The 23499-nt window shown below is 48.4% G+C and carries 24 protein-coding genes; 7 read left to right on the plus strand and 17 right to left on the minus strand.

What is annotated here, in order from left to right; translation table 11 throughout:
- Positions 1–46: 46 nt before the first annotated feature.
- From ACFSB2_RS15580 to ACFSB2_RS15605, 6 genes are all read right to left on the minus strand, one after another.
- Entirely contained in the window at positions 47–2314 is a 2268-nt protein-coding gene (locus tag ACFSB2_RS15580) for a Tex family protein (RefSeq protein WP_377944016.1), read from the minus strand.
- Between the two features lie 151 nt (positions 2315–2465).
- A complete protein-coding gene (locus tag ACFSB2_RS15585; RefSeq protein WP_377944017.1) occupies positions 2466–3380 on the minus strand; it encodes a phytanoyl-CoA dioxygenase family protein in 915 nt (304 codons plus the stop codon).
- A 116-nt stretch (positions 3381–3496) separates the two neighbouring features.
- Positions 3497–4078, minus strand: coding sequence for a dienelactone hydrolase family protein (locus tag ACFSB2_RS15590; protein ID WP_377944018.1), 582 nt, complete (start codon positions 4076–4078; stop codon positions 3497–3499).
- A 124-nt stretch (positions 4079–4202) separates the two neighbouring features.
- Positions 4203–4586: a DUF120 domain-containing protein gene (locus tag ACFSB2_RS15595; RefSeq protein WP_377944019.1), complete on the minus strand. Its 384-nt coding sequence runs from the start codon at positions 4584–4586 to the stop codon at positions 4203–4205.
- Positions 4587–4780: 194 nt separating this feature from the next.
- Positions 4781–5281, minus strand: a complete 501-nt coding sequence (locus tag ACFSB2_RS15600; protein WP_377944020.1) for a PASTA domain-containing protein — start codon at positions 5279–5281, stop codon at positions 4781–4783.
- Positions 5278–5781, minus strand: a complete 504-nt coding sequence (locus tag ACFSB2_RS15605; protein WP_377944021.1) for an RNA polymerase sigma factor — start codon at positions 5779–5781, stop codon at positions 5278–5280. Before ACFSB2_RS15605 ends, ACFSB2_RS15600 begins: the two co-directional genes overlap by 4 nt.
- Before the next feature lie 166 nt (positions 5782–5947).
- Between ACFSB2_RS15605 and ACFSB2_RS15610 the strand changes: the two genes are divergently transcribed.
- On the plus strand, positions 5948–6553 hold the full coding sequence (locus ACFSB2_RS15610; RefSeq protein WP_377944022.1) for a methyltransferase: 606 nt from the start codon (positions 5948–5950) through the stop codon (positions 6551–6553).
- A 178-nt stretch (positions 6554–6731) separates the two neighbouring features.
- Here ACFSB2_RS15610 and ACFSB2_RS15615 read toward each other — a convergent pair whose 3' ends face one another.
- Together ACFSB2_RS15615 and ACFSB2_RS15620 are read right to left on the minus strand one after the other, a co-directional pair.
- Positions 6732–7082 carry an RNA polymerase sigma factor gene (locus ACFSB2_RS15615; protein WP_377944023.1) on the minus strand — a complete coding sequence of 117 codons (351 nt, stop codon included), beginning with the start codon at positions 7080–7082 and terminating at the stop codon, positions 6732–6734.
- A 75-nt stretch (positions 7083–7157) separates the two neighbouring features.
- The gene (locus tag ACFSB2_RS15620; RefSeq protein WP_377944024.1) at positions 7158–8066 is read right to left on the minus strand and encodes a phosphotransferase family protein; all 909 of its coding nucleotides are present in this window, start codon (positions 8064–8066) and stop codon (positions 7158–7160) included.
- A 470-nt stretch (positions 8067–8536) separates the two neighbouring features.
- On the opposite strand from ACFSB2_RS15620, the gene ACFSB2_RS15625 reads away from it, so the two are divergent.
- Both ACFSB2_RS15625 and ACFSB2_RS15630 read left to right on the plus strand, forming a co-directional pair.
- A complete protein-coding gene (locus tag ACFSB2_RS15625) occupies positions 8537–9049 on the plus strand; it encodes an RNA polymerase sigma factor (protein WP_377944025.1) in 513 nt (170 codons plus the stop codon).
- Positions 9049–9969 (plus strand): hypothetical protein, encoded by a 921-nt coding sequence (locus ACFSB2_RS15630; RefSeq protein WP_377944026.1) that lies wholly within the window; start codon positions 9049–9051, stop codon positions 9967–9969. The genes ACFSB2_RS15625 and ACFSB2_RS15630 overlap by 1 nt, the downstream gene beginning before the upstream one ends.
- Positions 9970–10094: 125 nt before the next feature.
- Here ACFSB2_RS15630 and ACFSB2_RS15635 read toward each other — a convergent pair whose 3' ends face one another.
- The 3 genes from ACFSB2_RS15635 to ACFSB2_RS15645 all read right to left on the minus strand — a co-directional run bounded on the left by ACFSB2_RS15635 (position 10095) and on the right by ACFSB2_RS15645 (position 12252).
- Positions 10095–10820, minus strand: coding sequence for a GyrI-like domain-containing protein (locus tag ACFSB2_RS15635; protein WP_377944168.1), 726 nt, complete (start codon positions 10818–10820; stop codon positions 10095–10097).
- Positions 10821–10917: 97 nt separating this feature from the next.
- Positions 10918–11916 carry a P-loop NTPase family protein gene (locus ACFSB2_RS15640; RefSeq protein ID WP_377944027.1) on the minus strand — a complete coding sequence of 333 codons (999 nt, stop codon included), beginning with the start codon at positions 11914–11916 and terminating at the stop codon, positions 10918–10920.
- A gap of 87 nt (positions 11917–12003) precedes the next feature.
- Complete coding sequence (locus tag ACFSB2_RS15645; RefSeq protein ID WP_377944169.1) at positions 12004–12252, minus strand: Fic family protein; 249 nt, start codon at positions 12250–12252, stop codon at positions 12004–12006.
- A 348-nt stretch (positions 12253–12600) separates the two neighbouring features.
- On the opposite strand from ACFSB2_RS15645, the gene proC reads away from it, so the two are divergent.
- Both proC and ACFSB2_RS15655 read left to right on the plus strand, forming a co-directional pair.
- Positions 12601–13419 carry a pyrroline-5-carboxylate reductase gene (proC, locus tag ACFSB2_RS15650; RefSeq protein WP_377944028.1) on the plus strand — a complete coding sequence of 273 codons (819 nt, stop codon included), beginning with the start codon at positions 12601–12603 and terminating at the stop codon, positions 13417–13419.
- 219 nt (positions 13420–13638) lie between these two features.
- Entirely contained in the window at positions 13639–14682 is a 1044-nt protein-coding gene (locus ACFSB2_RS15655) for a serine hydrolase domain-containing protein (protein ID WP_377944029.1), read from the plus strand.
- A 21-nt stretch (positions 14683–14703) separates the two neighbouring features.
- Here the strand turns inward: ACFSB2_RS15655 and ACFSB2_RS15660 are convergent, their stop codons facing one another.
- Both ACFSB2_RS15660 and ACFSB2_RS15665 read right to left on the minus strand, forming a co-directional pair.
- Positions 14704–16185, minus strand: a complete 1482-nt coding sequence (locus ACFSB2_RS15660) for an amidase family protein (RefSeq protein ID WP_377944030.1) — start codon at positions 16183–16185, stop codon at positions 14704–14706.
- 158 nt (positions 16186–16343) lie between these two features.
- Positions 16344–17261, minus strand: a complete 918-nt coding sequence (locus ACFSB2_RS15665) for a DMT family transporter (protein ID WP_377944031.1) — start codon at positions 17259–17261, stop codon at positions 16344–16346.
- Between the two features lie 116 nt (positions 17262–17377).
- On the opposite strand from ACFSB2_RS15665, the gene ACFSB2_RS15670 reads away from it, so the two are divergent.
- Positions 17378–18220, plus strand: coding sequence for a TrmB family transcriptional regulator (locus tag ACFSB2_RS15670; RefSeq protein WP_377944032.1), 843 nt, complete (start codon positions 17378–17380; stop codon positions 18218–18220).
- A gap of 163 nt (positions 18221–18383) precedes the next feature.
- On the opposite strand, the gene ACFSB2_RS15675 is transcribed toward ACFSB2_RS15670, so the two are convergent.
- The 4 genes from ACFSB2_RS15675 to ACFSB2_RS15690 all read right to left on the minus strand — a co-directional run bounded on the left by ACFSB2_RS15675 (position 18384) and on the right by ACFSB2_RS15690 (position 22038).
- A complete protein-coding gene (locus tag ACFSB2_RS15675; RefSeq protein WP_377944033.1) occupies positions 18384–19169 on the minus strand; it encodes a 3'(2'),5'-bisphosphate nucleotidase CysQ in 786 nt (261 codons plus the stop codon).
- A gap of 48 nt (positions 19170–19217) precedes the next feature.
- Positions 19218–20366 carry a sulfate adenylyltransferase gene (sat, locus tag ACFSB2_RS15680; protein WP_377944034.1) on the minus strand — a complete coding sequence of 383 codons (1149 nt, stop codon included), beginning with the start codon at positions 20364–20366 and terminating at the stop codon, positions 19218–19220.
- Positions 20367–20450: 84 nt separating this feature from the next.
- Positions 20451–21044 carry an adenylyl-sulfate kinase gene (gene cysC, locus ACFSB2_RS15685; RefSeq protein WP_377944035.1) on the minus strand — a complete coding sequence of 198 codons (594 nt, stop codon included), beginning with the start codon at positions 21042–21044 and terminating at the stop codon, positions 20451–20453.
- A gap of 97 nt (positions 21045–21141) precedes the next feature.
- Positions 21142–22038: a sulfotransferase domain-containing protein gene (locus ACFSB2_RS15690; protein WP_377944036.1), complete on the minus strand. Its 897-nt coding sequence runs from the start codon at positions 22036–22038 to the stop codon at positions 21142–21144.
- Positions 22039–22396: 358 nt separating this feature from the next.
- Between ACFSB2_RS15690 and leuB the strand changes: the two genes are divergently transcribed.
- Positions 22397–23479, plus strand: a complete 1083-nt coding sequence (gene leuB / locus ACFSB2_RS15695; protein WP_377944037.1) for a 3-isopropylmalate dehydrogenase — start codon at positions 22397–22399, stop codon at positions 23477–23479.
- Positions 23480–23499: the final 20 nt, after the last annotated feature.

The following is a 23499-nucleotide window of genomic DNA, read 5'->3' on the forward strand; positions in this document are numbered from 1 at the left end:
AGCCCGCTTGGAAACGGCGATTTATTTGCCGTTATCTGATGCGACACTACACGCGCGCTGGCGCTGGTTCGTGCTCCAGCCCTTTCATAGTCAACCCGAGCCTTTGCTTTTGCAAATCAATTTGCATCACGCGCACTTTGACGATATCCCCTACGGCCACCACATCCATCGGATGTTTGACAAACTGATTCGACAGTTGCGAGATGTGCACCAGTCCGTCATTTTTCACGCCCACGTCGACAAACGCGCCAAAATCGACGACATTGCGAATGGTTCCTGTGAGCACCATGCCCACTTCAAGGTCTTCCAACTTCAAGACATCCGTCCGCAACACAGGGGCGGGTACATCTTCACGTGGATCTCGCCCTGGTTGCTCAAGCGCATCAAGTATGTCCCGCAATGTTGGCACACCGATGCCCGTCTGCAAACTTAAGGTCTCGGGCGGGATGGACCGCATTTCTTGGATCCAGGCTTTACGTCGTTCCGCATTCGCCAGCAACGTCTTATCCCCGCCCGCCTGCTTGATGAGCAAAGCGACCGCAGTATACGATTCCGGGTGTATCGGCGTGGCGTCAAGCACCTCATCCCCATCCAGAACTCGCAAAAAGCCAACGCACTGTTCGAGTGTCTTGGGTCCGAGCCGCGGCACCTTCGCCAACGTTTTCCGCGACGGAAAGCGCCCGTTCTGCTCGCGAAATTCCACCAATTTGCGCGCAACGGTCTTGTTGAGGCCAGCCACATAGGACAACAGACTCGCGGAAGCCGTGTTGACGTCCACCCCCACCTGGTTGACCGCCGTCTCCACGACCGCGCCTAGCTGCTCGTCCAATTTCTTTTGTGTCACATCGTGTTGGTACTGCCCTACGCCCACCGACTTTGGATCAATCTTGACCAGCTCTGCCAACGGATCTTGAATGCGCCTGGCAATCGAGATGGCACTGCGCTCGGAGACATCCAAATCCGGAAATTCTTCGCCTGCCAGCGGTGATGCCGAGTACACGCTCGCCCCCGCTTCGGACACTATCACATAAGGCACTGTCTTGTCCTCGGACGCCTTGACCAGACGGACACATTCAGCGATAAACGCTTCCGTCTCCCGCGATGCGGTGCCATTGCCAATCGAGATCAAACCGATATCATATTTGGCGATGAGCCGCAAAATGACTGCCTTCGCCTCTTCCACTTTACTCTGCGGCGGCGTCGGATAAATCACGGCCACTTCCAGCATTTTCCCTGTATCATCGACGACAGCCAACTTGCAACCCGTGCGATACGCCGGATCGACCCCAAGCACATTCCGCCCACGCAGCGGCGGTTGCATCAGGAGATTTCGCAAGTTTTCGCCGAAGATCTGGATGGCGTGCGCTTCCGCTTTCTCTGTCAATTCACCGCGAATGTCCCGTTCAATCGCCGGCGCCAACAACCGCTTATACCCGTCACTGACGGCATCGGCCAACACTTGGGCAGCATAATTGACCTGTCCTACGCCTGCGCGCGCTTTGGGCACATGTCGCCGCAGCAAATATTGGAGAATGTCCTCTTGCGGCGCAATGATGGTCAGTTTCAAGAATTCCTCGCGCTCGCCGCGGTTCATCGCCAAAATGCGGTGTGGCGCAGCTTTGGCGATCCGCTCGGAAAACGCGTAATACGCCTCATACACACTTTCTGCATCCGGATTTGCAGCGACACTTTGCAGTGTCCCCTGCCGAAATGTGCTATCGCGCACCCATTTGCGGGACTGCGCGTCATCTGCCACCTCTTCGGCAAAAATGTCTGCAGCCCCCTGCAAAGCCTCCAGCGCGGAAGCCACCTCTTTTTCTTCGGAGACAAATTGGCTAGCGTACGCCAACACGGCCTGTTCATCCACCTTTTCTCCCTGTGTCGCTTTGCTCGCCGCCTTGAGCCACTGTGTCAGTGGTTCAAGGCCACGCGCTTTGGCAACCGATGCGCGCGTTTTGCGCTTCGGACGAAACGGTCGATAGATGTCATCCACTTCCGTGATGGTCTGCGCCGCTTCGACCGATTTGGCCAGTTGCGCCGCAGTCGTATCGTCGGCAAATGCGCCATGCTCCTCTAGGAGTCGCAGCACATCACATTTTCGGCCATAGAGCGATTGCTCGGATTCATAGCGGCTGGCAATGTCGCGCAATTGATTCTCGTCCAATTCCCCCGTCATCTCTTTGCGATAGCGGGCAATAAAAGGAATCGTGTTTCCTTCGTCAAATAGTTGAATCGCCGCGCGCACTTGCGTCGCTTTCATCTGCAAATGATCGGCAATCAGTTGAATGTAGTCTGGTATCGGCAGTTCAAACATGCACAAAAGCTCCTTCGTTCCCTGATCAAACAGAATGCACTTTTAACAGTTTCACTGTGATTAGGAAAAAAAGCAACCGGTGGAGTAGACAGAGAGGGTTGATGATACGTATCCCCTCCCCAGAAAGAGGAAGGGGACCGTCCATGCTGATTTATTTGCGAAAGAAGCTTTGGTGAGGGTAGCGATATGTGTCAGGTTTTTTGGCCTCGTGAATGGCGAATGCGCCATCAGGCGTGTACGTATATGCATTTTCCGCCGCTGTGTAAGCAGTTTGTTTGCGTCGTTCAATGCAGTCAAAGAGCATGTGTTGTTTCAACGCAATGTATTCCAAAGTGTGCGGGCCAAATTCCATTTCAATTTCTCCCGGCCGGAATTCATAGTAGACAGTACGGCGCAGCGGGTTTCCTTGCCCGCTCGGTGAACCATGCAACAGCAAGATATTGTGGAATATCACATCCCCCGGCTGCATTGGAACCGGAACCGCATCATCCGTATAGAATCCAGGTCGGCTACACCGTGCAATAGACTGCTCCTTGCTCCACTTGTTGCTGCCTGGAATCACCCATAAGCACGTTTGCAGATCTGCTTCATCCAAGTAGAAGTCCACATTGAAAATCGGGCCTGAATCCGTGCATTGTTCCGGAACTTCCGCATCGCGATGCCACTCGACGATCACCCCTTCATTGGGCGCTTTCAACACCATTGAATCCCAGGTGGGAACGAAGTTCTGCCCCTGCAATTTTTCAACGGATCGCAAAATGAACGGATGCCCCAAGAGCGCCTTCATCACATCGCTTTTGTCAATGACATACTCAATGCGGCGCAGGACGTCCTTCCCACTCAGGCTGCCTTTGCCATACATATAGTCGGGATGGTCCACCACTTGACTTGCGCCGCGCTGGTAAAGGACCGTCATTTCATCTTGAACTTGCTTTAACTCTACATCTTGCAATACGTTGCGAACTACGAGAAATCCGTTGTCCAAAAAGAACTGCGCTTGATCATCCGTGATACTTTCCTGTGTAAGCGCATCCACGTGTGGTATGGATATTTTGGAAACCGTCATCGCTTGCACGCTCCTTTATGAAATGAGACATCGCCTTGTCATCAATATATATAACGAGTCGTGCTGGAATGAATGTGTTAAAACATCTTACCCCGACCCTTAGGGCTACTTTTTGGCTATGCGCGTAGTGAGCGGAGAAAGTCGAGTACGCGTCGTATCAACAGTGCCGTCGCATCTGCGTCGTACGATGGCAGGCTGCTGTCAGCGAAATAGTGCTGATCGCCAGGATAAAGAAAGAGTTCCGCATGGTTGGCGGATGCGACCAACTCACGCGCCGCCTCAAGGTCGCCCTCCTCGACAAAGAAGGGGTCTCGGTCCATGCCATGAATTTGTACCGGAACGTCTGTGGGCCATGGTGTTCCGAACATCGATGTCGGCACACACGAGTAGAAGAACAGTGCGCCGCGAGCGCCTGCACGGGTTTGAGCGAGCTGTTGGGCTGCCACCACGCCGAGCGAAAAACCCGCATAGACCATCTCAGCAGGCAATTGGCTCGCTTCACGCGCGCCGCGTTCCATAATTGCTTCAAATCCAATCTGTTCGACATATGCCAAGCCCTCATCAATGGTCGCGAACGTGCGCCCCTCGAAAAGATCGGGCACGTGCACGGTGTGGCCTGCGCGTCTCAATTCGTCGGCGAAAGCGAAAACACCCGCTGTCCGGCCCAACGCGTGGTGAAATAGAAGGACCTCTGCCATTTCTTTTCCCCCCAACCTAAAAATCAATTGACACCGTAGTGCCATACCATCCGCTTCGCCCAGATTGACCGATATTTTATCGTTCTGCTGTTACGAGGCGCATCACGCGTGATTGCCTACCAGATCATACAGATGATTTAGGGATCTCAACTTCTACAATATCTCCATCGTTTAATCCGTACGCGTCACGAAGTTTGACATCTGTCGCAATTTCTATAATGGTCTTCGGGTGATCTCCTAAACCTGATTCATTTTTATCTGTCCGCAAGAGAAAAGCATCCCGTCCAAAAATCTTGCACGGGAGAATACTGACTGAAACTGTGCCTCCATACTCATCCCCTTCTAGACGCAACACACTCTTCGGCATACTAAACGGCGCATCTAATTGTATATTGAGCGTTCCCGGAAACAATTGCATCCCCGTTTTTAATGTGTAGTATTTATCAAGCTTATCAATCCAGTAAGAGAAATTGCCCATCCCGCTAGCCACTTTACCTTTGAGCAACACGATGAATCCCCCGTTTCTTGGCGTGACCACTCCCCATGCCTAAAGGCAGGGGCTTCTCAGAACACGCATGGCGCAACCCGCCTACATAAAATGAAACGCTTTGGTCGATCACCGCTGATAGCTGTATGACTGCACGATACCAAATGTCAGCTTTGTTTGATCACGTCGATATACAACCATCCCCAAAATCGCTTTTATTGTGCTACTCCGGAGAATGTAACAGAAATTTTTGTTCCTCTTGGTACTAATATCCCTGCTGAAATACTTTGACGCACTGCATACCCTGATCCAACAGGCGCCAATTCCAATCCCGCACTGGACAAAATACGTTTTGCCACTTGCATCGATGTCCCAATCAAATTGGGTACCGCCACTTGATTCTGCGTCTTGTGAACGGCAGTTGTTTGCTTGACGTCAAAGGCATTTGTCTGGTGTGCGCTCGTCATTTGCCCTGCTCGATTTTGAAACTGTGCACGCTTGTTCGAAACTGCATAAACCCCGCCAGCAGCGAGGACAATGGCAGTTGCAACTGCAGCCCCTGTTTTCCAAATGCTTATGTGATATTTTACCGGCCTAGGTTTCGTTTCGTCTATCTTTATTCCGATGATTTCCCAGATTTCTTTCTGCTTCTGGGCTGACATTTTCACTTTTGCGAGTGCTGACAGTTTTTCAAGTGTTTCTTGTTCGGATTTCATACTTGCGGTTCATCTCCCAGGATTTCGCGCAGCTTCGTCATCGCTCGGTGCGCTGTATTTCGTATCTTTTTCTCGGACCATCCCAGTAATAATGCCGTTTCGCGAATGGAAAATTCGTCTACATATCGCAAAACCAATACTTCGCGATAATCATGCTTCAGTTGAGAGATCGCGTCTTTCAGCTCCATCACCGCCTCAAGAGACGTTGACACATCGCTGAACTCAAGTACATCTTGATACGTCAGATATTTTCTATCCTTTTGTTTTTTACGGAGAACATCGACGGTATAATTCCGAGCTATCGCCATGAGCCACGTTTTTGGGTGGGCATCGTGCCGAAAGCTGTTCATTGCCCGATGTGCGCGCAAGAACACCTCTTGTACGGCATCGTAAGCGTCCCCCGAGTCCCCCAATACCGAATACGCATACCGGAAAATATCATTAGAATAACGGTCATAAAGTGACCGGAGTGTTTCTTTTGATGTGTTTTGATCTGGCACGTGAAACAACCACCCCCTCGATTCCTTCGTACAATTAGACGTGAAAAGCTCTATTTTGTCTCACTTTATCGCAGTGATTTTATCCACCTGGTTTAACCAAAGGAACACACCATGTATACTTTTTGGGGTAGCACAGCGTGAATACACGACTAGGAGATACAATCAGATGAAGGAACAGTACTATGATAAATTGCTGCATATCAAGACGGGTGGAAAACAACAATTCCCAAGTGGGTTCCACTACTATCCCTATGAACCTACTCCTTACACTGCACTCGAACGGCTTTTTGAAAGGTATGAAATCAAAAACAAAAACCGGTTGGTTGATTTCGGATGCGGAAAAGGCAGGTTGTGCTTTTTTGTCCATCACCTTTTTCAGACATCCGTTGTTGGCGTCGAAATGAACGAGACTTTCTATCAGGACGCGCAAGACAATTTGAGGAACTACCTCAAAGGGACCAAAGTGGGTAAAGGAGAGATTCAGTTCCAACGCTGCCTGGCCGAAGACTATCGTGTCCATCCATCTGATGATTGCTTTTATTTTTTTAACCCATTCTCAGTCCAAATCTTCATGAAGGTTGTCGGCAATATCTTGAGATCATTTGAAAAAACACCTAGAGAATTGAACATGCTTTTATACTACCCTGCAGACGACTACACGTTCTTCTTGGAAAATGAAACCCCATTTGAGCTTCAGAGGGAAGTTGCTTTAGAAGATTTGTACGGAAATAACCCGTACGAACGATTTGCGATTTATCGGTTGGGCGTTTAATGCTGACCATCAACCGAGCGAGGAACAGAGAAATGAGGAAGTTCCTCATATAGACACCTGTGATCCAAAACGCCCATGATGTCACTTTCACATCATGGGACACGCTGCTTGTATGTCTAATCAGTAAATCCGATTAGAACAAGCACGCTTCGGCAAATGTCTTGTCGTGTTTTTTCAGTTATTTATCAGCAACTCGCTGTTCGTCTAAAATCTTTGCACATTCCTCCACACACTCAGAACAGATGTATACACCAGGCCCTGCTGTTTCCGCGTAACTTTTGCGGTGCCATTGCATGGCCCGATTGTAGGCGATTGTCCTGATCCATTTCTCAAACAACGCTGGTTCGCGCAGTCCGTCTAACCCGACAAAAACATGCAACCATACATCCTGTACGACATCGTCAATTTCGCCAGAGGGCAGAATGCGTTTGACCACTTGCAGAACGCTCGAGATATGTTTCTCCACCAGCCTTTCGAATGCTTTTGTATCCCCCTCCTTCGCTCGCACTACATCCTCATTGTCGTTCACGCCATCTCACTTCCTTTCTCACTCTATAAGTCGATCGCGATGGCGCAACTGTTGGCGTGATCGTATGAGGCATTTTTAAATGTAAGTCAACACTCGTTCGGCATGGCGTCTCATTTCCACAGGGCGTTGCCGGAAGGCACTGTAGGCAATATGGTCGAGACCAATGTGGATGAGATAACAGAGAAGTCGCGCTTTCATCTCTGTAGGCTGGCCGCCGTGCTTGGCCCAGTGACAATCCAGCATTTCCTGCAGATCGATGTCCTGCCAAGCTGGATACCAAGACCACCAGTAAAGAAACCATGCATTGTCATAGAGCGGATCGCCATAAAACGCATTTCCCCAATCGATAATCCCGGTTACTCTCCCAGCGTCCACCAGCACGTTTCGGTTCAAGAGATCATTGTGGACGATCCCGCGATACTCTGGCAGTTGCGCTGCAAGCCTACGCAGTTTTTCTACACCTGCATCGAAGACACGCGCATCCTGTGGCGAGGTGTCCAGTCTTTCGCGCCAACCTGATAGTCGCTCACGAGGCTCGGCCACAGTGAGAAGCGAGTCGCCCCAACGCGGACCAGTTCCATCCGGTCGCCAGAGTCCAACTTCTTTTGTGCCTGTAAGATCAAGTTTTTGCAGTTCATCGAGTGCATCGAACAATTGCGGCAAAACGAGTTGTATCTCTGGGCCGTTCAGTGCATCAAGCGGTTTTCCTGAAACTCGCTCAGACACGGCGTAGAACGCGCTTTCTGCCTCGCCAACTTCGTAAACCTTTGGAATCGGAAGCAAATCCGAGGAATATGCGCCCATCGCATGGTCCTTTTCGAAATCCTCCAGATGGAGACCGAAGCGAATCACCATTTCTTGTCCGTCGAGCAGAAAGGAATACGCTTGTGACCAATCACCAGCAGCGAGTGGAACAAGATTTTGGGCCCGGTTACCGAAGTGTGCCTGCACAAAACGAGGCGCCATTTGTTTGAAATTCAGCATGACGATTCCTCCTTGTGGGGTGCTTCAGACGTAGGGAGAAAAAGAGATTCCTTCACCTGACGATCAGCGCTATCCTTGTAATAAAATGGGATACCATCCTTACGGGCGCCCTCCTTCGCATGAGCTGCAGCCCTTGCACACGCATCTTGCAGTATCTGCATCCCGTCCATTTCATTCCCTACCTTCCTCGCTATTTATCTTGAAATCATCCTACACCTTTGCGCACATCAGCGATGCTTTGATTGCCAGACATTTTCACGGTGATGCTGGTGGTTCCATCCCCTCAGGGAAGAAATGTTCAGTTTTGCCGAAAAGAGCACGATGGCTGGCATCCCTGAAAAAGCGTGGATCACTCGTTTTTCGAAGGTGAATTGAAGTCCATAAATAAGAAATTTTCTTTTCACTGTGATCATTTTAAATTTACAACGTCTAAATTAAGTACACAGACAAAAAAGGGGGGACTGCTGCGATTGGCGCCAGCACATCAGGACACTGAAATCATTCGCGAATTATACAATCGTTACCATCAGGACATATACAGATTTGCTCGGTACACATTGGGAGATGCTTCGATTGCATACGACGTAGTACAAGAAGTATTTCTTCGTGCACTACGTTCTTGGGATAATTTTCGTCACGGTGCGCATGAAAAGACATGGTTGTTAAGTATCGCTCGCAACTACATGCATGATTACATGCGAAAACAGAAAAAACGGGAAAGATTCATGTTCCAATATGAACCGCCATTTATTTCGGACGAAACGTTAGCGGTTGAAACCGCAATGGTACTTGAACAAGCGCTTATGTCCTTGAAAAAAACATATCGACAAGTCTTTATGCTTCGTCACATTGAAAACTTGTCTATAGCAGAGACAGCACAAATTCTAGGATGGTCTCAAGGAAAGGTTCGAACCACAGATTACCGCGCGATCGCGAGTCTACGTTGTTTATTAGGGGCAAATGCCGAGGAGGTGAATCCATAATGTCTGAAGCAAAGGATCCAATTAAACTTTATTCCGATTTATCAAAAGTGGAGATGCCCCCTGATAAGAGCGAAGAAATATGGAGTAAGATCGAGCTAGCAACCCAAGCTCAAAAAGGTCATGGTCGGTTCAAAACGTTATTAAAACGACTAGGGCCAATAGGGGCTGCATGTGCTGCAGTCATCATTTTTCTGATTGGTATCAATACGATACGACAGCAATCGATATCTCATACGACTGTTTCCGAAGGAACGGTAAAGTCTATTCAACCAGTTGAAATCACCTCCGGGAATTGGGCACTTGCAATATACAAATCATTACTAAAACCTGGTCCATATTATGAAGTTTCACTGATCTATATAGGTAAAAAAACGTTATCTATGACCGAGTCAACGATGTTGTGGGAAGGCTCAAAAAGCGTTAGTCCTGGAGGCCCACCAATTCAGCCAGGAACACAAGAAAGCGCGATATCCATGCTACCAATTCCGAATGGGTTAGCGAAGACACCTCCACTCGTGTTCAAATGGTCTACTTTGAATAGCAAGAATGACAAAGTCACGTTCACATTCGCAGATGCCAAGCCAATTCAGGTCACGAATATTCATCGATACGCTGGACACGACAGTAAGTGGACTGTACAGTATGCGTATGAAACTGTAAAAGGCAAAGAATTCAGTTATCCTTATGGCGTATTGAATTTGAGATACAACGGTAAACAGATGCCTAGTAAAGTTTCATTAACGTTTGATTCACAAGCAGGCAAGCAACAGAAGAACCTATTTTACAATAATATTCAGGAAAATTCAGTAAGCATACCTATTAATCCCGAGCTTAAAGGCTACAACATCACAGCATCCACTGCTTACGTCACGATTAAATCTAACGGTGTTTCCGACAGGATTACGCTTACTAAGCAGTGATTTTAAACCCGAACACCTGCCGTTCTGACGAACCAGGTGCCCTGATTGGGCACCTGGTTCCTTTTGGAGTTCAATGCACAATCCCATCAGAATTCAGGCAAAACCAGACAGACGCCCACCGATTCTCAGCCTATCTTCTGTTCATTCTTCACGACAGGAATCCATACTTCACACCGGTAATCATCTGCGGTCGTATCTCCCAGAGGATAAACCTCGAGCTCTGGGGCTCCGGCATGCTGATATCCCGTAGCTGGGAAAAACGCTTCGAAGATCCGTTTCCAAACCGCTTGAAGCGTATGAGGCAATGGACCTATAGAAGTAAACACGGCCCAATTGCATGCCGGAATATCCCTTGCTGCCCAACCATCCTCCAGGGCGTTCACTTGTCCTTCCACACCGATTCCATAGGTGAGTTCTTCCGTATCGTGATTCATGTCCATGCAAATCCCAAGCACGTCTTTGCCTGGAGAGAGCTCGCAGAGCCGTTCGATGGTTCCATCGGTATGACATTGTTGCCAAAACTCCGGGATTCTCCTAAAATTCTCGCCATCCTTACAAGAGACATTCCACATCTTTCCGATCACCGTAAAGCCCTCTCGGCTCACAATTTTGTAGTCCATTTCCTGATCTCCCTTCAATGGTAGATGGAAGGATATACGCGGATAGGCCTTCAGTTCAACCCCTTGGGCTCGCGCTTCCGAAGGAGAAATTCCGTGCGCTTTACGGAATGCTTTAGCGAAGGACTCTGGGGAGTCGTATCCGTACTTAAGCGCGACGTACAATACCTTGGCGTGAAATATGGAAAGTTCCTGCGCGGCCATTCCAAAACCGCCATCTCCTTCGTATCCCATCGTAATCCATTGCGAATCAAGTTTCCTGTTCATTCTTGCTTTCTTTGGACAGATATTCACGGAGTTTGTGAGATGACATTCTCAACCGCTTACAAATTCACGACAAACGAACAAAAGATGCCGAGATGCTACCTGCCATTTGATCCGGTCCGGCCAAGACGAAACCTTCCGTGCCATTTGTCACGTCCATCTGAAATTCCAATGTAAATGGGAGAGAGGCCACGTAAAAAGATGATTCCGTGCATGGAAGCAAAGGGGTATTCGGCCAGATGAGTGGATGACCGCTGACGTGAAGCAAGCCACCATCGGCATCAATGTTCAGGACAATCGGATCTTCCTCCGTCAGCTCTCGATATGTACCCACATACCTGTCGATGAACTCAAGTGACAGTTGGGGTTCCTGAAGCGGCGCAAGGCGTAAAAAATTGACGATCCGCCGATAGTAATCGCCCCACTCCCCATCCGAATTGTCAATGGCGATTTTCGTCATTGTACTGCCTTCAAACGCAGCATCCGTCATGCTCCGATATGTGTTCCAGTAGGAGACCGTCCCTGCGAATCCCGATAGTCCACGAGACTTGCCGTAAATGGACGCTGTCGCAGCGGAGATAAAGTGACTTTCGGTGCCAGGACCACGCCTTTGAATGATTTTGGCCAATGCCGTCTCCACGTCACGCTGATAGAAATATAGCAAAACAGGATTGCAAGGTTGCAAAATCTGCTCTACGCGCATTATGTAATGAAGAATTTCTTCTCTTGTGGCCCCATTCGGAAAAAGGCTCCAACTGAGGTAGCCAAACAGACAACTATCAATTACAGTCACATTATCTGAAGACTGTACATCAATGGAAAACTGGCGCCAACGCGCTATCGCAGCATTGATGGTTTTTGGGAATTGCCCTGTCGCCAAGTCGGCAATTACGCTCCTCATCGAGGCTTCGTCGTCAAATATATAGACCGGGTGGTGAAGGTCTTCTTCGTAAAACCATCTGCAGGATGTCCCTGCTTGTGCTAGACAGCGCATGATGTATTGAGCAGTCGAAGACTTGCCGGATCCAGGGATCCCTTCAATCAATATCAACTTTGTCTTTCGCATCAGGCCAACGACCTCCATCTCGTTCCGCCGCCATGAGGAAAATGCCCAACCAATCTTATAGATATACAGTGAAACCCAATTTGTCAGTTATCGATCACGCTTCAAATAAAGGTCCAAACTTTCATTCACACAACGTGTAACCAATTCTACAAATGCTTCATACTGCCCAGTTGTATGAGCCAAATCTAATGATTCGTAATACCTCGGACGCATCTCCTTCTTAATGACCGCTGGAGGAAATCCACTTTGCATCAGCTCAAAATTCATCAGTAATCTGGCGGTCCTCCCATTGCCGTCGACAAAAGGATGGTTCTTCACGAACTCGCCATGCAGCAGCGCTGCTCACTCGACGGGTGTAACATCTTCCATTGTTCATGATAATGAGCGATGAGCCGTTCCATTTCTTCCGGTACCAGATAATGTGCTGGATGCTTGTGTTTTGCGCCACTGATCACAACATTTTCTTGACGATACCTACCTGCATTGTCGTTATCAATTTATCTCAACCGAACTAAAATCCATTGGCTCCACCTCACTATCATCGCGATACCGAAGGCTAGTCACTCACACTACCTATCTATACCAGTGATCGGCAATATCTGTATTATACCGCGTACGCCATCGTACATGGCACTTCCCCCGCGTGCACGATAAACTAACAATATGACGAAGGAGGCAATTGCTTTGCAAACAACGCGAATCCTATTCATCGGCGCTGGACGGATGGCTCAAGCCATTGTTCACGGATTAGTCCAACAGAATGACGAACCAGTTTGGGATATCACTGTGACGAATCGCGCCAATTCGAAGCGACTTACCGCATTAAAAGAGCGCTACGGCGTTCGCACAGTGACAGACTGGTCAGGTGAAGTGACAAAGTCTGATGTGATTGTCCTGGCCATGCCCCCGGAGGATCACGCCGAAGTACTCACTGTACTCCATGGCCTCGTTGAAACCCAACTCGTTGTCAGCGTGGCGGCGGGCATCGGTGTCAGCGGCCTGGCGCAAGCGTTGAAACCAGAGACGTCCGTCGCATGGGTTATGCCCAATACAGCTGCGGGCATTGGCGAATCCATGACGCTGTATGCATGCGGCCAGCATGTTACAGGCGCACAACACGCGACGCTGACGGCCCTACTCAGTGGACTGGGTCGCTATCAGGCATGTTCAGAGGCACAGATTCGCGGCCTGACAGCCATCACCGGCAGCGCTTCTGCCTTTGTCTTTCGCATGGCGCAGGTCTTGGAGCAGATGGCTATGACATATGGTATCGAGGAAAAAGCAGCAAGAATGATGGTCGGCCAAATGATGCTGGGGAGCGCCAAGTTGATTTTGGCTGGTGGACAACCACTCGCACTGGCGGACGAAGTGACCACTCCTGGCGGCGTCACCGCCGCAGGCATCGCTGTGTTGGAGGAAGGCAGGATGGACGATTTGATCCACCGGGCCGTCTTGGCCGCGAACGAACGCGCCGATCAACTTCGTGTTTCGCAAGATCCGTGAAACGGCGCAAAAACTGCACCTCAAACTGAAATGCGCCCCCCCAAAAAGTAGACACCACAGGAAACATTGTCTGTGCTGAACTACTTTTTGGAGGCTTTTTACTTTGAGAAATATTAAGGATGTAACCTTTCTCACCATCTGAATCTCTTTTTTGGAAGGACTTATGTACTAGAACGAGAATTAACACCATTGTACTTATCCCAAAACAAGGTGAACGATATGCTACCTTCAAAAGCGTCAGATGCATTTAACGATTTAATGACTCATGTTGAACATATTAACGAGCAGAACGGCGGTTCTGCATGCGCCTTATATGTTATTCAAAACGAGCATGTGGCCTTCGAAGACTACAGTGGACGACATTCTCATGATACAAATTCTAAAGTAACTGAACCTACCTCACAGTTTAACGTAGCCTCAGTACGAAAGAGCTACATCGGATTAGCGGTTGCATACGCGCTATACCAAGGATCTATAAAATCTCTAGATGATCCCGTGTTGAACTATCTAACATCTGGCAGCCAACCGACTATCCCGAATAGAGTGACAATTCGCCACTTATTGACCCATACACATGGACTTCGTCAAGATGAAGATGGACGTGTTTTTTATGCTTTTGAGGCTGGAACAGCTTGGGAATATAATAATGTTGGCATCCATATCCTGACCCAAATCATCTCCCAGGTGACTGGTCGATCACTATCCGAGTTTCTCTACACAACAGTGTTTCAACCATTGGAAATGAAGGAGACGGCTTGGCACACAACCCCAAATGAAATGCTAGTGCCCGCGATAATCGATGATGGGACTACAGACTCATTACTCGATGACATTTCAGACGGTTCGCGGGCGAATTTGTTTGTCTCAGCCAGAGAACTCGCACTTTGGGCGTACATTCATCTGAAAATGGGCAGGATTGATGGCAAATCAGTTATCCCAGAGCAAGCCATACGCACAAGCATTTCAGTCCAAAGTCCTCTGGAACTCCCTACTGGGTTACCCCGTAATGGATGCCTATGGTTGGTGAAGCATGGCAGATCTGAACAGTCCTTGATAGGAAACAATGTACCAGATGGCTCCTATAAAATAGTGGGCATTACTGGACCTGTCGTTCTGGTCGTCCCACCCTTAGATTTAGTCGTAGTTCGCATGGCAAATCGAGTAGGGAACTACGAAGACGAACATGGAAGCTATATCGATTATTTAAAATCCTTCAGCGACTTAGCCGTGATGTGTGCAAAGAAAAACTGGAAAATAGACTAGTAATGCCCTCCCGTTGCAAACTCACTCTAATTGAGGCGGGCGTCGATGTTTCGTAGCATTTTCAAAACCATATGCAATTTTTATCAAAGTTGGTTCGCTAAATGCCGTACCGACAAATGTCAAACCCTGTGGTCCTTTGGTTGTATATCCTCCACGGGTGAGTACACCGGTTGCTGCATACCCCGCGGGGACTGTAATGATAGGGTAACCTGCCCTTGCAGCGAGGTCTGAACCGCCCTCATTCCCAAGAAACATCAGTGCATCTAAATCATGTTCCGCTAATGCGTAATCAATGCCCATCCTGCGCGACATTTCCTCATTTTTAAGCTTGCTATCCAAATATGCTTGTTCTGACAATGTTCCACTTGTTTGATCTGACCAAATGAGCGTTCCTTGACCATATTTCAAAGCTGTTTCAGCATGCTTTTCGTTAAATGCAATCACTTCTCGCAGCGAATGCACGGGCACATGTTCGGCTAATTTGGCCAAATAGTCATTGAGATCCTTTTTAAACTCGTAGCGCAGGACATTCACGTCCCATTCTGTTTGTTCGCAAGGAAGCTCAACAGGATCGATGATCGTAACACCTTCCTTTATCAAAACATCGATCGCCTCTTCGACAATGGCAAGTCTTGCTTCATCTAGATCCTTATAATAGAATCTTGGGATCCCAATCCTGGCATGTTTTAAATAGCAAGCGTCTAAAAATTGCGTGTAATCTTGATATGAATGACCTACGCTAGATAAAGTTGTGGGATCACGCTCGTCAACTCCAGTCAGAGCGCCGAGCAGAATGGCTGCATCCGTCACTGTTCTTGTAATCGGACCTGCCGAATCTTGACTATGTGCAATAGGAATCATACCAGAGCGGCTGATCAATCCAAGGGTAGGCTTTATGCCCACGACACAATTTTGACTGGATGGACTAATGATGGAACCCGAAGTTTCAGTACCAATCGCTGCGGCTCCAAAATTTGCTGCGACAGCGGCGGCAGATCCTGAACTGGATCCTCCAACGAAAAGCTCGCCGGGCCCATACGGATTCAATACAAGGCCACCCCTTGAACTGTACCCGGACCACATTGTAGCTGACATGAAATTTGCCCACTCCGTCATATTGACTTTTCCAAGTAAGACAGCACCAGCAGAACGGAGTTGAGCGGCAACAAAAGCGTCCTGGGCTGCAATCGAATTTGCTAAGGCGATAGAACCAGCGCTCGTGTGCATTTTATCGTGTGTATCAATATTGTCCTTGAGCAAAACGGGTATCCCATGCAAACGCCCGCGGGAACCCTGCTCCTTTCTTTCTTGATCCAAAGCTTTTGCCAATTCCATCGCATCTGGATTGATTTCTAAAACCGAATTTATCTTGCTATCGTACTTACGAATCCTCTCTTGGTAAGCTTTAACCAAATCCACTGAACTTACAGTGCCGGATTCCATAGCTTTCTGCATTGATGGTATATCAGCCTCTATGATCCAATCTTCAATCCAGTGATCCATAGATGTTCGTTCACTTCCTCTTCCCTTAAAATGCGAATGGTGATCGATACACTGCTACTCTATAGTGGCATAAAAGACTGGACTGTTATAGTGCTCAAAACGAAAAATAAGTCTCTGGACTAACGAGACGTCCGAGCGACTTGAAACGCTTATGTAAACTACTTAAAACGTTGCTTGGAATGATATTGATGTAGAGTCAAATAGACGCCTAATAAGACAACAATTCCACCAATTATCTGTTTAAGTTCTAGGCGCTCATGTAGGATTAATACAGAAAATATCACACCGAACACAGGTACAAGATTCATCATTGTGACTACCGTGCTAGAGGATAGTTTTCTCAAACCGTAGTTGTAGAGTAGAAACGCTACAACGGAACAACATATTCCTAAATACAACAGTGCCAAGCATGATTCCATATTCGGTTGTGTCCACTGGTGCAGCTCAGTTCCCGCTAATGGAATAAATGCGATGGTGCCAATGACAGTCTGATAAAACGACACAGTCGTCGCTGGATATGAATTTACAACCTTACTTGTGACAAAGTTATAAAAGGTCCACACAACACCAGCGATAACCAATAATATATTGCCGATCACCTGTGTCGTATCCAAGCCCATGTGCGCTGAAAAAGATAATTCACATACCCCGCCAACGGCTAATGCAATTCCCATAGTTTTTACAAAAGTTGTTTTTACCTTAAAAACTAGTAATTCTAAGATAGCCGTGATCGCCGGATAAGCAGATACGATCATCGCAGCATTAGAAGCAGATGTCATTTTTACGCCTGTGTTCTCCAATGCGAAATAAAACGTGATGCCAAGAATCCCACTCAGAGATAGCAGGCCAAAGTCCTTTACAGATACCCTTCTAAATTCCCTTCGAATAAACACGACAATGACCAAAGCCACGGTTGCGATAAAAAAGCGAAAAAATCCTATAGTGAACGGTGAAAATGACACGTAGGAGATCTTTGTTGCGACAAACGATGTACTCCAGATCAAGATTGCGCTTATCGTGGACATTAAATTGACGTCATTTCTGGTATTCGAAGACACCACCGATGCTTCACTCATAAAACCACCTCCATAGTGACTACTTAAGTAACTCCTAATCAAAGAATATACTCCGTTCTTCAAGTGTCAAGAACGTCATGCTATACTTCTTGTCAAAATCACTCGGGGGTTGCGATGTGAAACAAGACGTTCTGCGGATGCTAAAAGGGTTGAACTTCACTGAATACGAAGCGAAAGCTTATATGGCTCTCCTGGAAAAATCGCCAATGTCTGGGTATGCAATTGCTTTAAGCTCAGGCGTTCCACGCTCGAAAATTTACGAAGTACTGAATGGACTTGTTGAACGAGGAGAGATCTTTGTAAGCCATGAGGATCCAGCGTTATACATCCCATTATCACCGCAGGAACTGATTTCGAACAAAAAGAGAAAAGCAGATGCAGCTTTTGACGAAGCCTCTAAATGTTTGGAAGTGTTTCATGCTACGATGCAAAACAGAGATCATATTTGGAATATTACAGGCTACAATGCGATTATTGGTCGCATCAAAGAGAGCATCAAAAGAGCAAGCAGCCGTATTTTACTGGAAATTTGGAAAGAGGATGCGGAGTTGCTGAAAGATGAATTACAAACATTATCGGCTACAGGCATCGAAATCATTATTGTTTCATATGGAGAATTGGATTTCGATTTCGCCGACGTTTATCCGCATGATGCCAGTGATGAAATCACATTGGAATATGGCGGGCGTTGGATTGTTCTTAGTATAGATGACATTGAGGTGATCGCAGGCATTGTATCCCTTGGGGAGGACAGTCGGGCAGCGTGGACAATGCACCCTGGATTGGTCATGCCAATCACGGAAGTCATTGTACACGACCTATATATTATGGAGATGTTAAGAGCGCACCGTCCTATACTCGAATCTAGTTTCGGACCGAATCTGATCGAGCTTCGTAAACGTTTTAATATTGGTCCATCTGGATTCACGGTTGCTACGAAATTGGGGTTCGTCAAATAGGTCGTTCAAGAAGTCATCGAATATGTTCGATTTCACAAACATGATTCGGATACTAAAATAAACTTCGTGACATGGCTCCTGTAGAATATCGGAACCACATCACGAAGTCTGCCTAGCTTCTTTTACCCATGCCTACAACGAGGTCGCTGCTGTTTTGCCAGCTTCAGCCACGCAGGCCCAGTGAATCAATCTGGCCGTTCACCGTGTGAAAGCTCACTTCAGATGTGGCAATAATGCCAGTGACCAACGTGTTTTGCTGATTGAAGACAAACGGTTTTAACTGCTTGTCCCCAGTCTGGCCGCCAGCTTCCTCCACCAAGAGCACACCGGCTGCGATGTCCCATTCGTTTTTCGGACTGAGGCTGAATGTCGCATCTGCTTTGCCCGCCGCCAAGACGGCCAGCTTGTAGGCGATAGAGCCCACTGGACGCACCTCAAACACACCGTTGAACGGATCAAACTCGCCTCGCTTCAACTCCGAACGACTGGCCAAGACCACCGGTTTGTCAGGGACAGTGGACGGAACACAGATCAACTCGCCGTTCAAGGTCGCCCCGTCTCCTTTAACAGCCTCAAAATACTCCTCTGTCGCAGGATTATAGACGACACCGAGCACCGGCTTGCCTTTGTTCACCAAAGCAACCGATATAGCATACTCCGGCACACCTTCGACAAACTCTTTTGTGCCATCAATGGGGTCAACGACCCAAACGCGCTCACAGGTCAAGCGGCCTGTATCGTCCACGGTCTCTTCCGACAGCCAACCGTCGCTGGGAAACGCGCCCATCAAGCGCTCCCGCAGAATCGTGTTTGCAGCCAGATCCGCTGTCGTCAACGGATCTGTATTCTCTTTATAGGACGTCTCGAATCCTTCGCGCGCAATCCGGGAGATCTCATTTCCGGCTTGCAGCACTGCTTCTCTGACGACGCGCTTCTCTTCTTCCAACAAACGTCTCAACTCCCACATGTGGCTTATACACATGCTACACGAAACCTTTTATGTTTGGCTATAATACTCCATCAACACTTTGACCACTTCTGGGCGGCTGAACTCCGGCGGAGGCGCAATCCCCTCGCGCAGCATCGCGCGAACCTTTGTGCCGGACAGAATGACATGCTCGTCATCGCCGTGCGGGCACGTTTTGGTCGTCGCCATTCCCTCACATTTCTTGCAGTAGAAAGCGTGATCGAAAAACAGCGGTGTGATGCCCAGTTCTTCTGGTGTGAAGTTGCTAAAAATCTTTTGGGCGTCAAACGTGCCGTAATAATTGCCAACCCCTGCGTGATCACGCCCGACGATGAAGTGCGTGCAGCCGAAGTTCTTGCGCACCATCGCGTGCATGATGGCTTCGCGTGGCCCTGCGTAACGCATTGCAGCTTTGTACACGCCGAAAAACACGCGCGGTTGCGGGTAGTAGTGCTTTAAAATCGTTTGGTAAGCCTTTAGACGCACATGCGCAGGCACGTCATCCGATTTGGTGGGTCCCACGAGCGGATTCAAAAAGAGGCCATCGACAATCTCCAAAGCTGCTTTTTGGATATACTCGTGTGCGCGGTGAATCGGGTTGCGCGTTTGGAATCCGACAATCGTCTTCCAACCTTTGTCGGCAAACGTTTTGCGAACCGCTTCTGGGGTATACGCATAATTGGTGAATTCGTCGACACGCTCATCCCCGAAGACTTCAACCGGCCCGCCCAAATAGACATTGCCGCGTTGGTACAGGCGATGAACGCCAGGATGCGCGTCCTCCGTCGTCCGATAAACCTGTTCTGCTTCATGTGTCAAATTGGGACGATACATATGCGCCACGCGCATCGACGCGCAAATCACGCCATCTTCGCGCACCAGCGCAATTTCGTCATCCAGATGAATTTCAGCCGCTTGTTCCTCTGACACAGGCAACGCAACGGGGATGGACCACACGTCTCCAGTGGTCAAGCGCATGGTTTCAACAACAGATTGGTAGTCCGCTTCGGACATGAAACCATCCATCGGACTGAAAGTTCCGATGCCAATTTGATACACGTCTGATTCAGCAACTTCGTCCAATACCACTTTGCGTTTATCTTGTAAGCTTGCAAGTTTCGCGTCCCGCGCTGCTGGCGAAATCATTCGCATAACAGGCTGTTTTTGTTGGATAGTCACGACAAGATGCTCCTCCTCTGCTCAATGAAAAGATATAACCCTGCAAACAGCATAATGTATATAATACCTATACAACAACTAGGACTATATTTGCAGTCTTGTTTTTACCTCATTTAAAATGTATTGCACACACGTTTCAATCGACATGGTTGCGGTATTGACCGTGACCTCAGCGTCGCCAGGTGGTTCATAAGGGGAACTGATGCCCGTGAAATCGCGAATCTGACCGCTTTTTGCCTTCTCGTATAATCCTTTGGGATCACGTCTTGCGCACTCTTCCAGCGGACATTCGACGTACACTTCAATAAACGAACCTGGCGCAAAAATTTTTCTGGCTTTCTCCCTATCCGCATGAAATGGGGAAATCAAAGCCGTGATGGCAACAACCCCCGCATCGACAAACAGATTCGCCACGTGAGCCACACGTCGGACATTCTCTTTTCTGTCCTCGTCCGAAAAACCGAGATCTCCATTCAATCCATGCCGGACATTGTCACCATCCAACAGATATGTATGCACACCCATTTGATAAAGCGATTGTTCCACGGCGTTTGCAAGGGTTGATTTGCCGGACCCAGATAGCCCTGTAAACCAAATACACAATCCCCTGTGCCCATTTAACATCTCATGGTCCTTCGTTGCAATTTTCTGGGCATGCCATACTATGTTCGTCGACAACCTGAATCCTCCTTAAATCTATCTATCACATTGCATCAGCGACTCTACTACTGAAAGCATTGTGAAATCACACACTAACAGTATGAACCAGTGGACTTCACAACAACCAACTGCTCAAATCGCGATGAACGACATCCTGCAAATTGATGATGTCTTCACGAAAGTAGTTTTTCAGTTCTTGAACAGTTTTCGCTGCGGGTTTTTCCCGCGCCAGCGTCATGTTTTTCGCTCTTTGACCCAATTTTTTCCTGAAATCACGCGGCAAGAAAGGCTTTATCACTTCTTTGACAGCATTCGGCTTTGCGAAGAAATTGTAAAGCGCCCGCGATTTGGGATTGCCAGATACATTGTGACGAATGGTTGTGTCGATTCTATAATCGGTACTCAAATCGAGGAAATTCAGCATGTCCTGCACAACCACATCTGCGCGTTTGAGATCCTCATACAGAAATATCTTGACTTGATGCGCTCCGAACACGTCCACATAGCGCTTCACCTGTTCGGCGTACACACCAATTTCGCGATACCACCACAGCGGTTGATAGTTGTTCTTTTTCCGCTCTGGTTCTGCCTGCAAAGCTTTCTCAAACGACAATGTCTCACGATTGTCGCGCACAGTGTGCATATATGCGGAAAACGCCCGCTCAATCGGATTGCGCAGGATGATAATCACTTTGGATGAAGGATTAAAATCATAAATTTTTTGCGCCACGTCGAGGAAATTCAAATAGTACACAGACGCTTCACCGATGATTTTTTGATCCTCCACAGGATCAAAAAGCGCCTGATAGGCTTCGAAAGTTCGCATTGTGTTATCGTTGAACCCTTGATCTCCTGGCCCTACAAAGCGTTCGGGAAAATGGTGACTACAAAAGTAGTGCGGCTCTTTGACACGACTCATAAAGACGTCAGGATGCATTTCTATGTAACGAAAAAGAGACGTCGTGCCACATTTGGCCGCCCCAGCAATAAAGAAATTCGGTTTTTTCGGCATTATGCGAAGATCCACCTTTCCAAGGGCTCATTATACATCACATCTATTGAAGTCGCATTGAATCGATTGTCCAAACTTTGCGAATGGAGTCCATATGACGCAATGCGCCTTCAGAAAATGATTGGGTTCTGCTCTCTCGTCGGGTGTCTTGTCCACCCGCTGTGGAAGCCTCATTTCCAGAACGCCGCCAGCCATCACGACGCTCTTGCTTCCCTTCCTGACATTGAAGCGCAAATTTTCCGACATTCTGAAGGAACACGGGGCTTTTATCGCGAACATGAATCTGTAGGCCCTAAAGGCATCTTACAACGATACATGGCCCTTCATGAACATCATCGATAGAAAGCGGGAGAGCAAAGTGGCATACCAAGTAGGCGTGTTTAACGGTGACTATATCGGTCCGGAGATCATGGCGGAAGCGCTGAAGATCCTGGATGTGATTGCAAAGAAGCACAACCATCAATTCGACTTGACGTTCCTCGAAGCGAGCGGCGAAGCGTTTGACAAGTACGGCGAACACTTGCCGCAGCACACATTGGACAAAGCGGCTCAATGCGACGCGCTGCTGAAAGGCCCTTTTGGCGGTCCGCCGGAAGAATTGAACCATCCCAAGTGGGCTGGTGTCGAAAAAGGCGCCATTTTACCACTGCGCAAACATTTCAACCTCTACACCAACTTGCGGGAAACACAAGTGTTTGATGCGCTGCGCGACTTGTCGCCCATCAAGTGGGACATTGTCCGCGGCATCAACGTGCTCATCGTCCGCGAACTGACCTCTGGCATTTATTTTGGCCCGAAGAACAACCAAGTGGTGGATGGCGAACGCGAAAGTTCAGACCTGGAAGTCTATCGTGAGTCGGAAATTCGCCGCATCGCCAAGAAGGCGTTTGAATATGCGCAAAACCGCAACCGCAAAGTGACTTTAGTCGCCAAATCCAACGTGTTGACCAGCAGTGTGCTCTGGCGGGAAGTGACTGCGGAAGTGGCCAAGGACTACGCGGACGTGACGCTCGACTACATGCACGTGGACAACGCTTCGATGCAGTTGATTTTGAATCCGCGCCAATTTGACGTCATCCTCACCAACAATATCTTCGGCGACATTTTGTCTGATGAAGCATCGGTCCTATCCGGTTCCATCGGCTTGTTCCCATCAGCCAGCCTGGGCGACACAACCCTGGGGCTGTATGAACCCATCCATGGCTCCGCGCCGAGCATTGCAGGCAAAAACATCGCCAATCCCATCAGCACCATTTTGAGCGTGGCGCTGATGCTGCGTTACTCGTTTGCGCTGCACGAGGAAGCCGCGTCCATCGAACGGGCAGTGGCGGAGGTGCTGTCCAAGGGCCATCGCACGGTCGATCTCGTCGGCCCAGGCCAGGAAAGCGCCAATGTCGTCGGCACCCGCGAAATGGGCGACCTCATCGCAAACGAAATTTGATTTCACCAGACAGACAAACC

Source organism: Alicyclobacillus fodiniaquatilis, from assembly GCF_042678105.1.
Lineage (GTDB): Bacteria > Bacillota > Bacilli > Alicyclobacillales > Alicyclobacillaceae > Alicyclobacillus > Alicyclobacillus fodiniaquatilis.

What these genes read in the sequence shown, in the direction of transcription:
- ACFSB2_RS15610 (WP_377944022.1), top strand. Translation starts at nt 5,948, where the DNA reads ATGAAGGAACAGTACTATGATAAATTGCTGCATATCAAGACGGGTGGA.
- ACFSB2_RS15660 (WP_377944030.1), bottom strand. Translation starts at nt 16,185, where the DNA reads ATGGATCACTGGATTGAAGATTGGATCATAGAGGCTGATATACCATCA.
- ACFSB2_RS15585 (WP_377944017.1), bottom strand. Translation starts at nt 3,380, where the DNA reads ATGACGGTTTCCAAAATATCCATACCACACGTGGATGCGCTTACACAG.
- ACFSB2_RS15635 (WP_377944168.1), bottom strand. Translation starts at nt 10,820, where the DNA reads ATGGGATACGAAGGAGATGGCGGTTTTGGAATGGCCGCGCAGGAACTT.
- ACFSB2_RS15630 (WP_377944026.1), top strand. Translation starts at nt 9,049, where the DNA reads ATGTCTGAAGCAAAGGATCCAATTAAACTTTATTCCGATTTATCAAAA.
- ACFSB2_RS15665 (WP_377944031.1), bottom strand. Translation starts at nt 17,261, where the DNA reads ATGAGTGAAGCATCGGTGGTGTCTTCGAATACCAGAAATGACGTCAAT.
- ACFSB2_RS15590 (WP_377944018.1), bottom strand. Translation starts at nt 4,078, where the DNA reads ATGGCAGAGGTCCTTCTATTTCACCACGCGTTGGGCCGGACAGCGGGT.
- ACFSB2_RS15620 (WP_377944024.1), bottom strand. Translation starts at nt 8,066, where the DNA reads ATGCTGAATTTCAAACAAATGGCGCCTCGTTTTGTGCAGGCACACTTC.
- ACFSB2_RS15600 (WP_377944020.1), bottom strand. Translation starts at nt 5,281, where the DNA reads ATGAAATCCGAACAAGAAACACTTGAAAAACTGTCAGCACTCGCAAAA.
- ACFSB2_RS15580 (WP_377944016.1), bottom strand. Translation starts at nt 2,314, where the DNA reads ATGTTTGAACTGCCGATACCAGACTACATTCAACTGATTGCCGATCAT.
- ACFSB2_RS15640 (WP_377944027.1), bottom strand. Translation starts at nt 11,916, where the DNA reads ATGCGAAAGACAAAGTTGATATTGATTGAAGGGATCCCTGGATCCGGC.
- ACFSB2_RS15655 (WP_377944029.1), top strand. Translation starts at nt 13,639, where the DNA reads ATGCTACCTTCAAAAGCGTCAGATGCATTTAACGATTTAATGACTCAT.
- ACFSB2_RS15690 (WP_377944036.1), bottom strand. Translation starts at nt 22,038, where the DNA reads ATGCCGAAAAAACCGAATTTCTTTATTGCTGGGGCGGCCAAATGTGGC.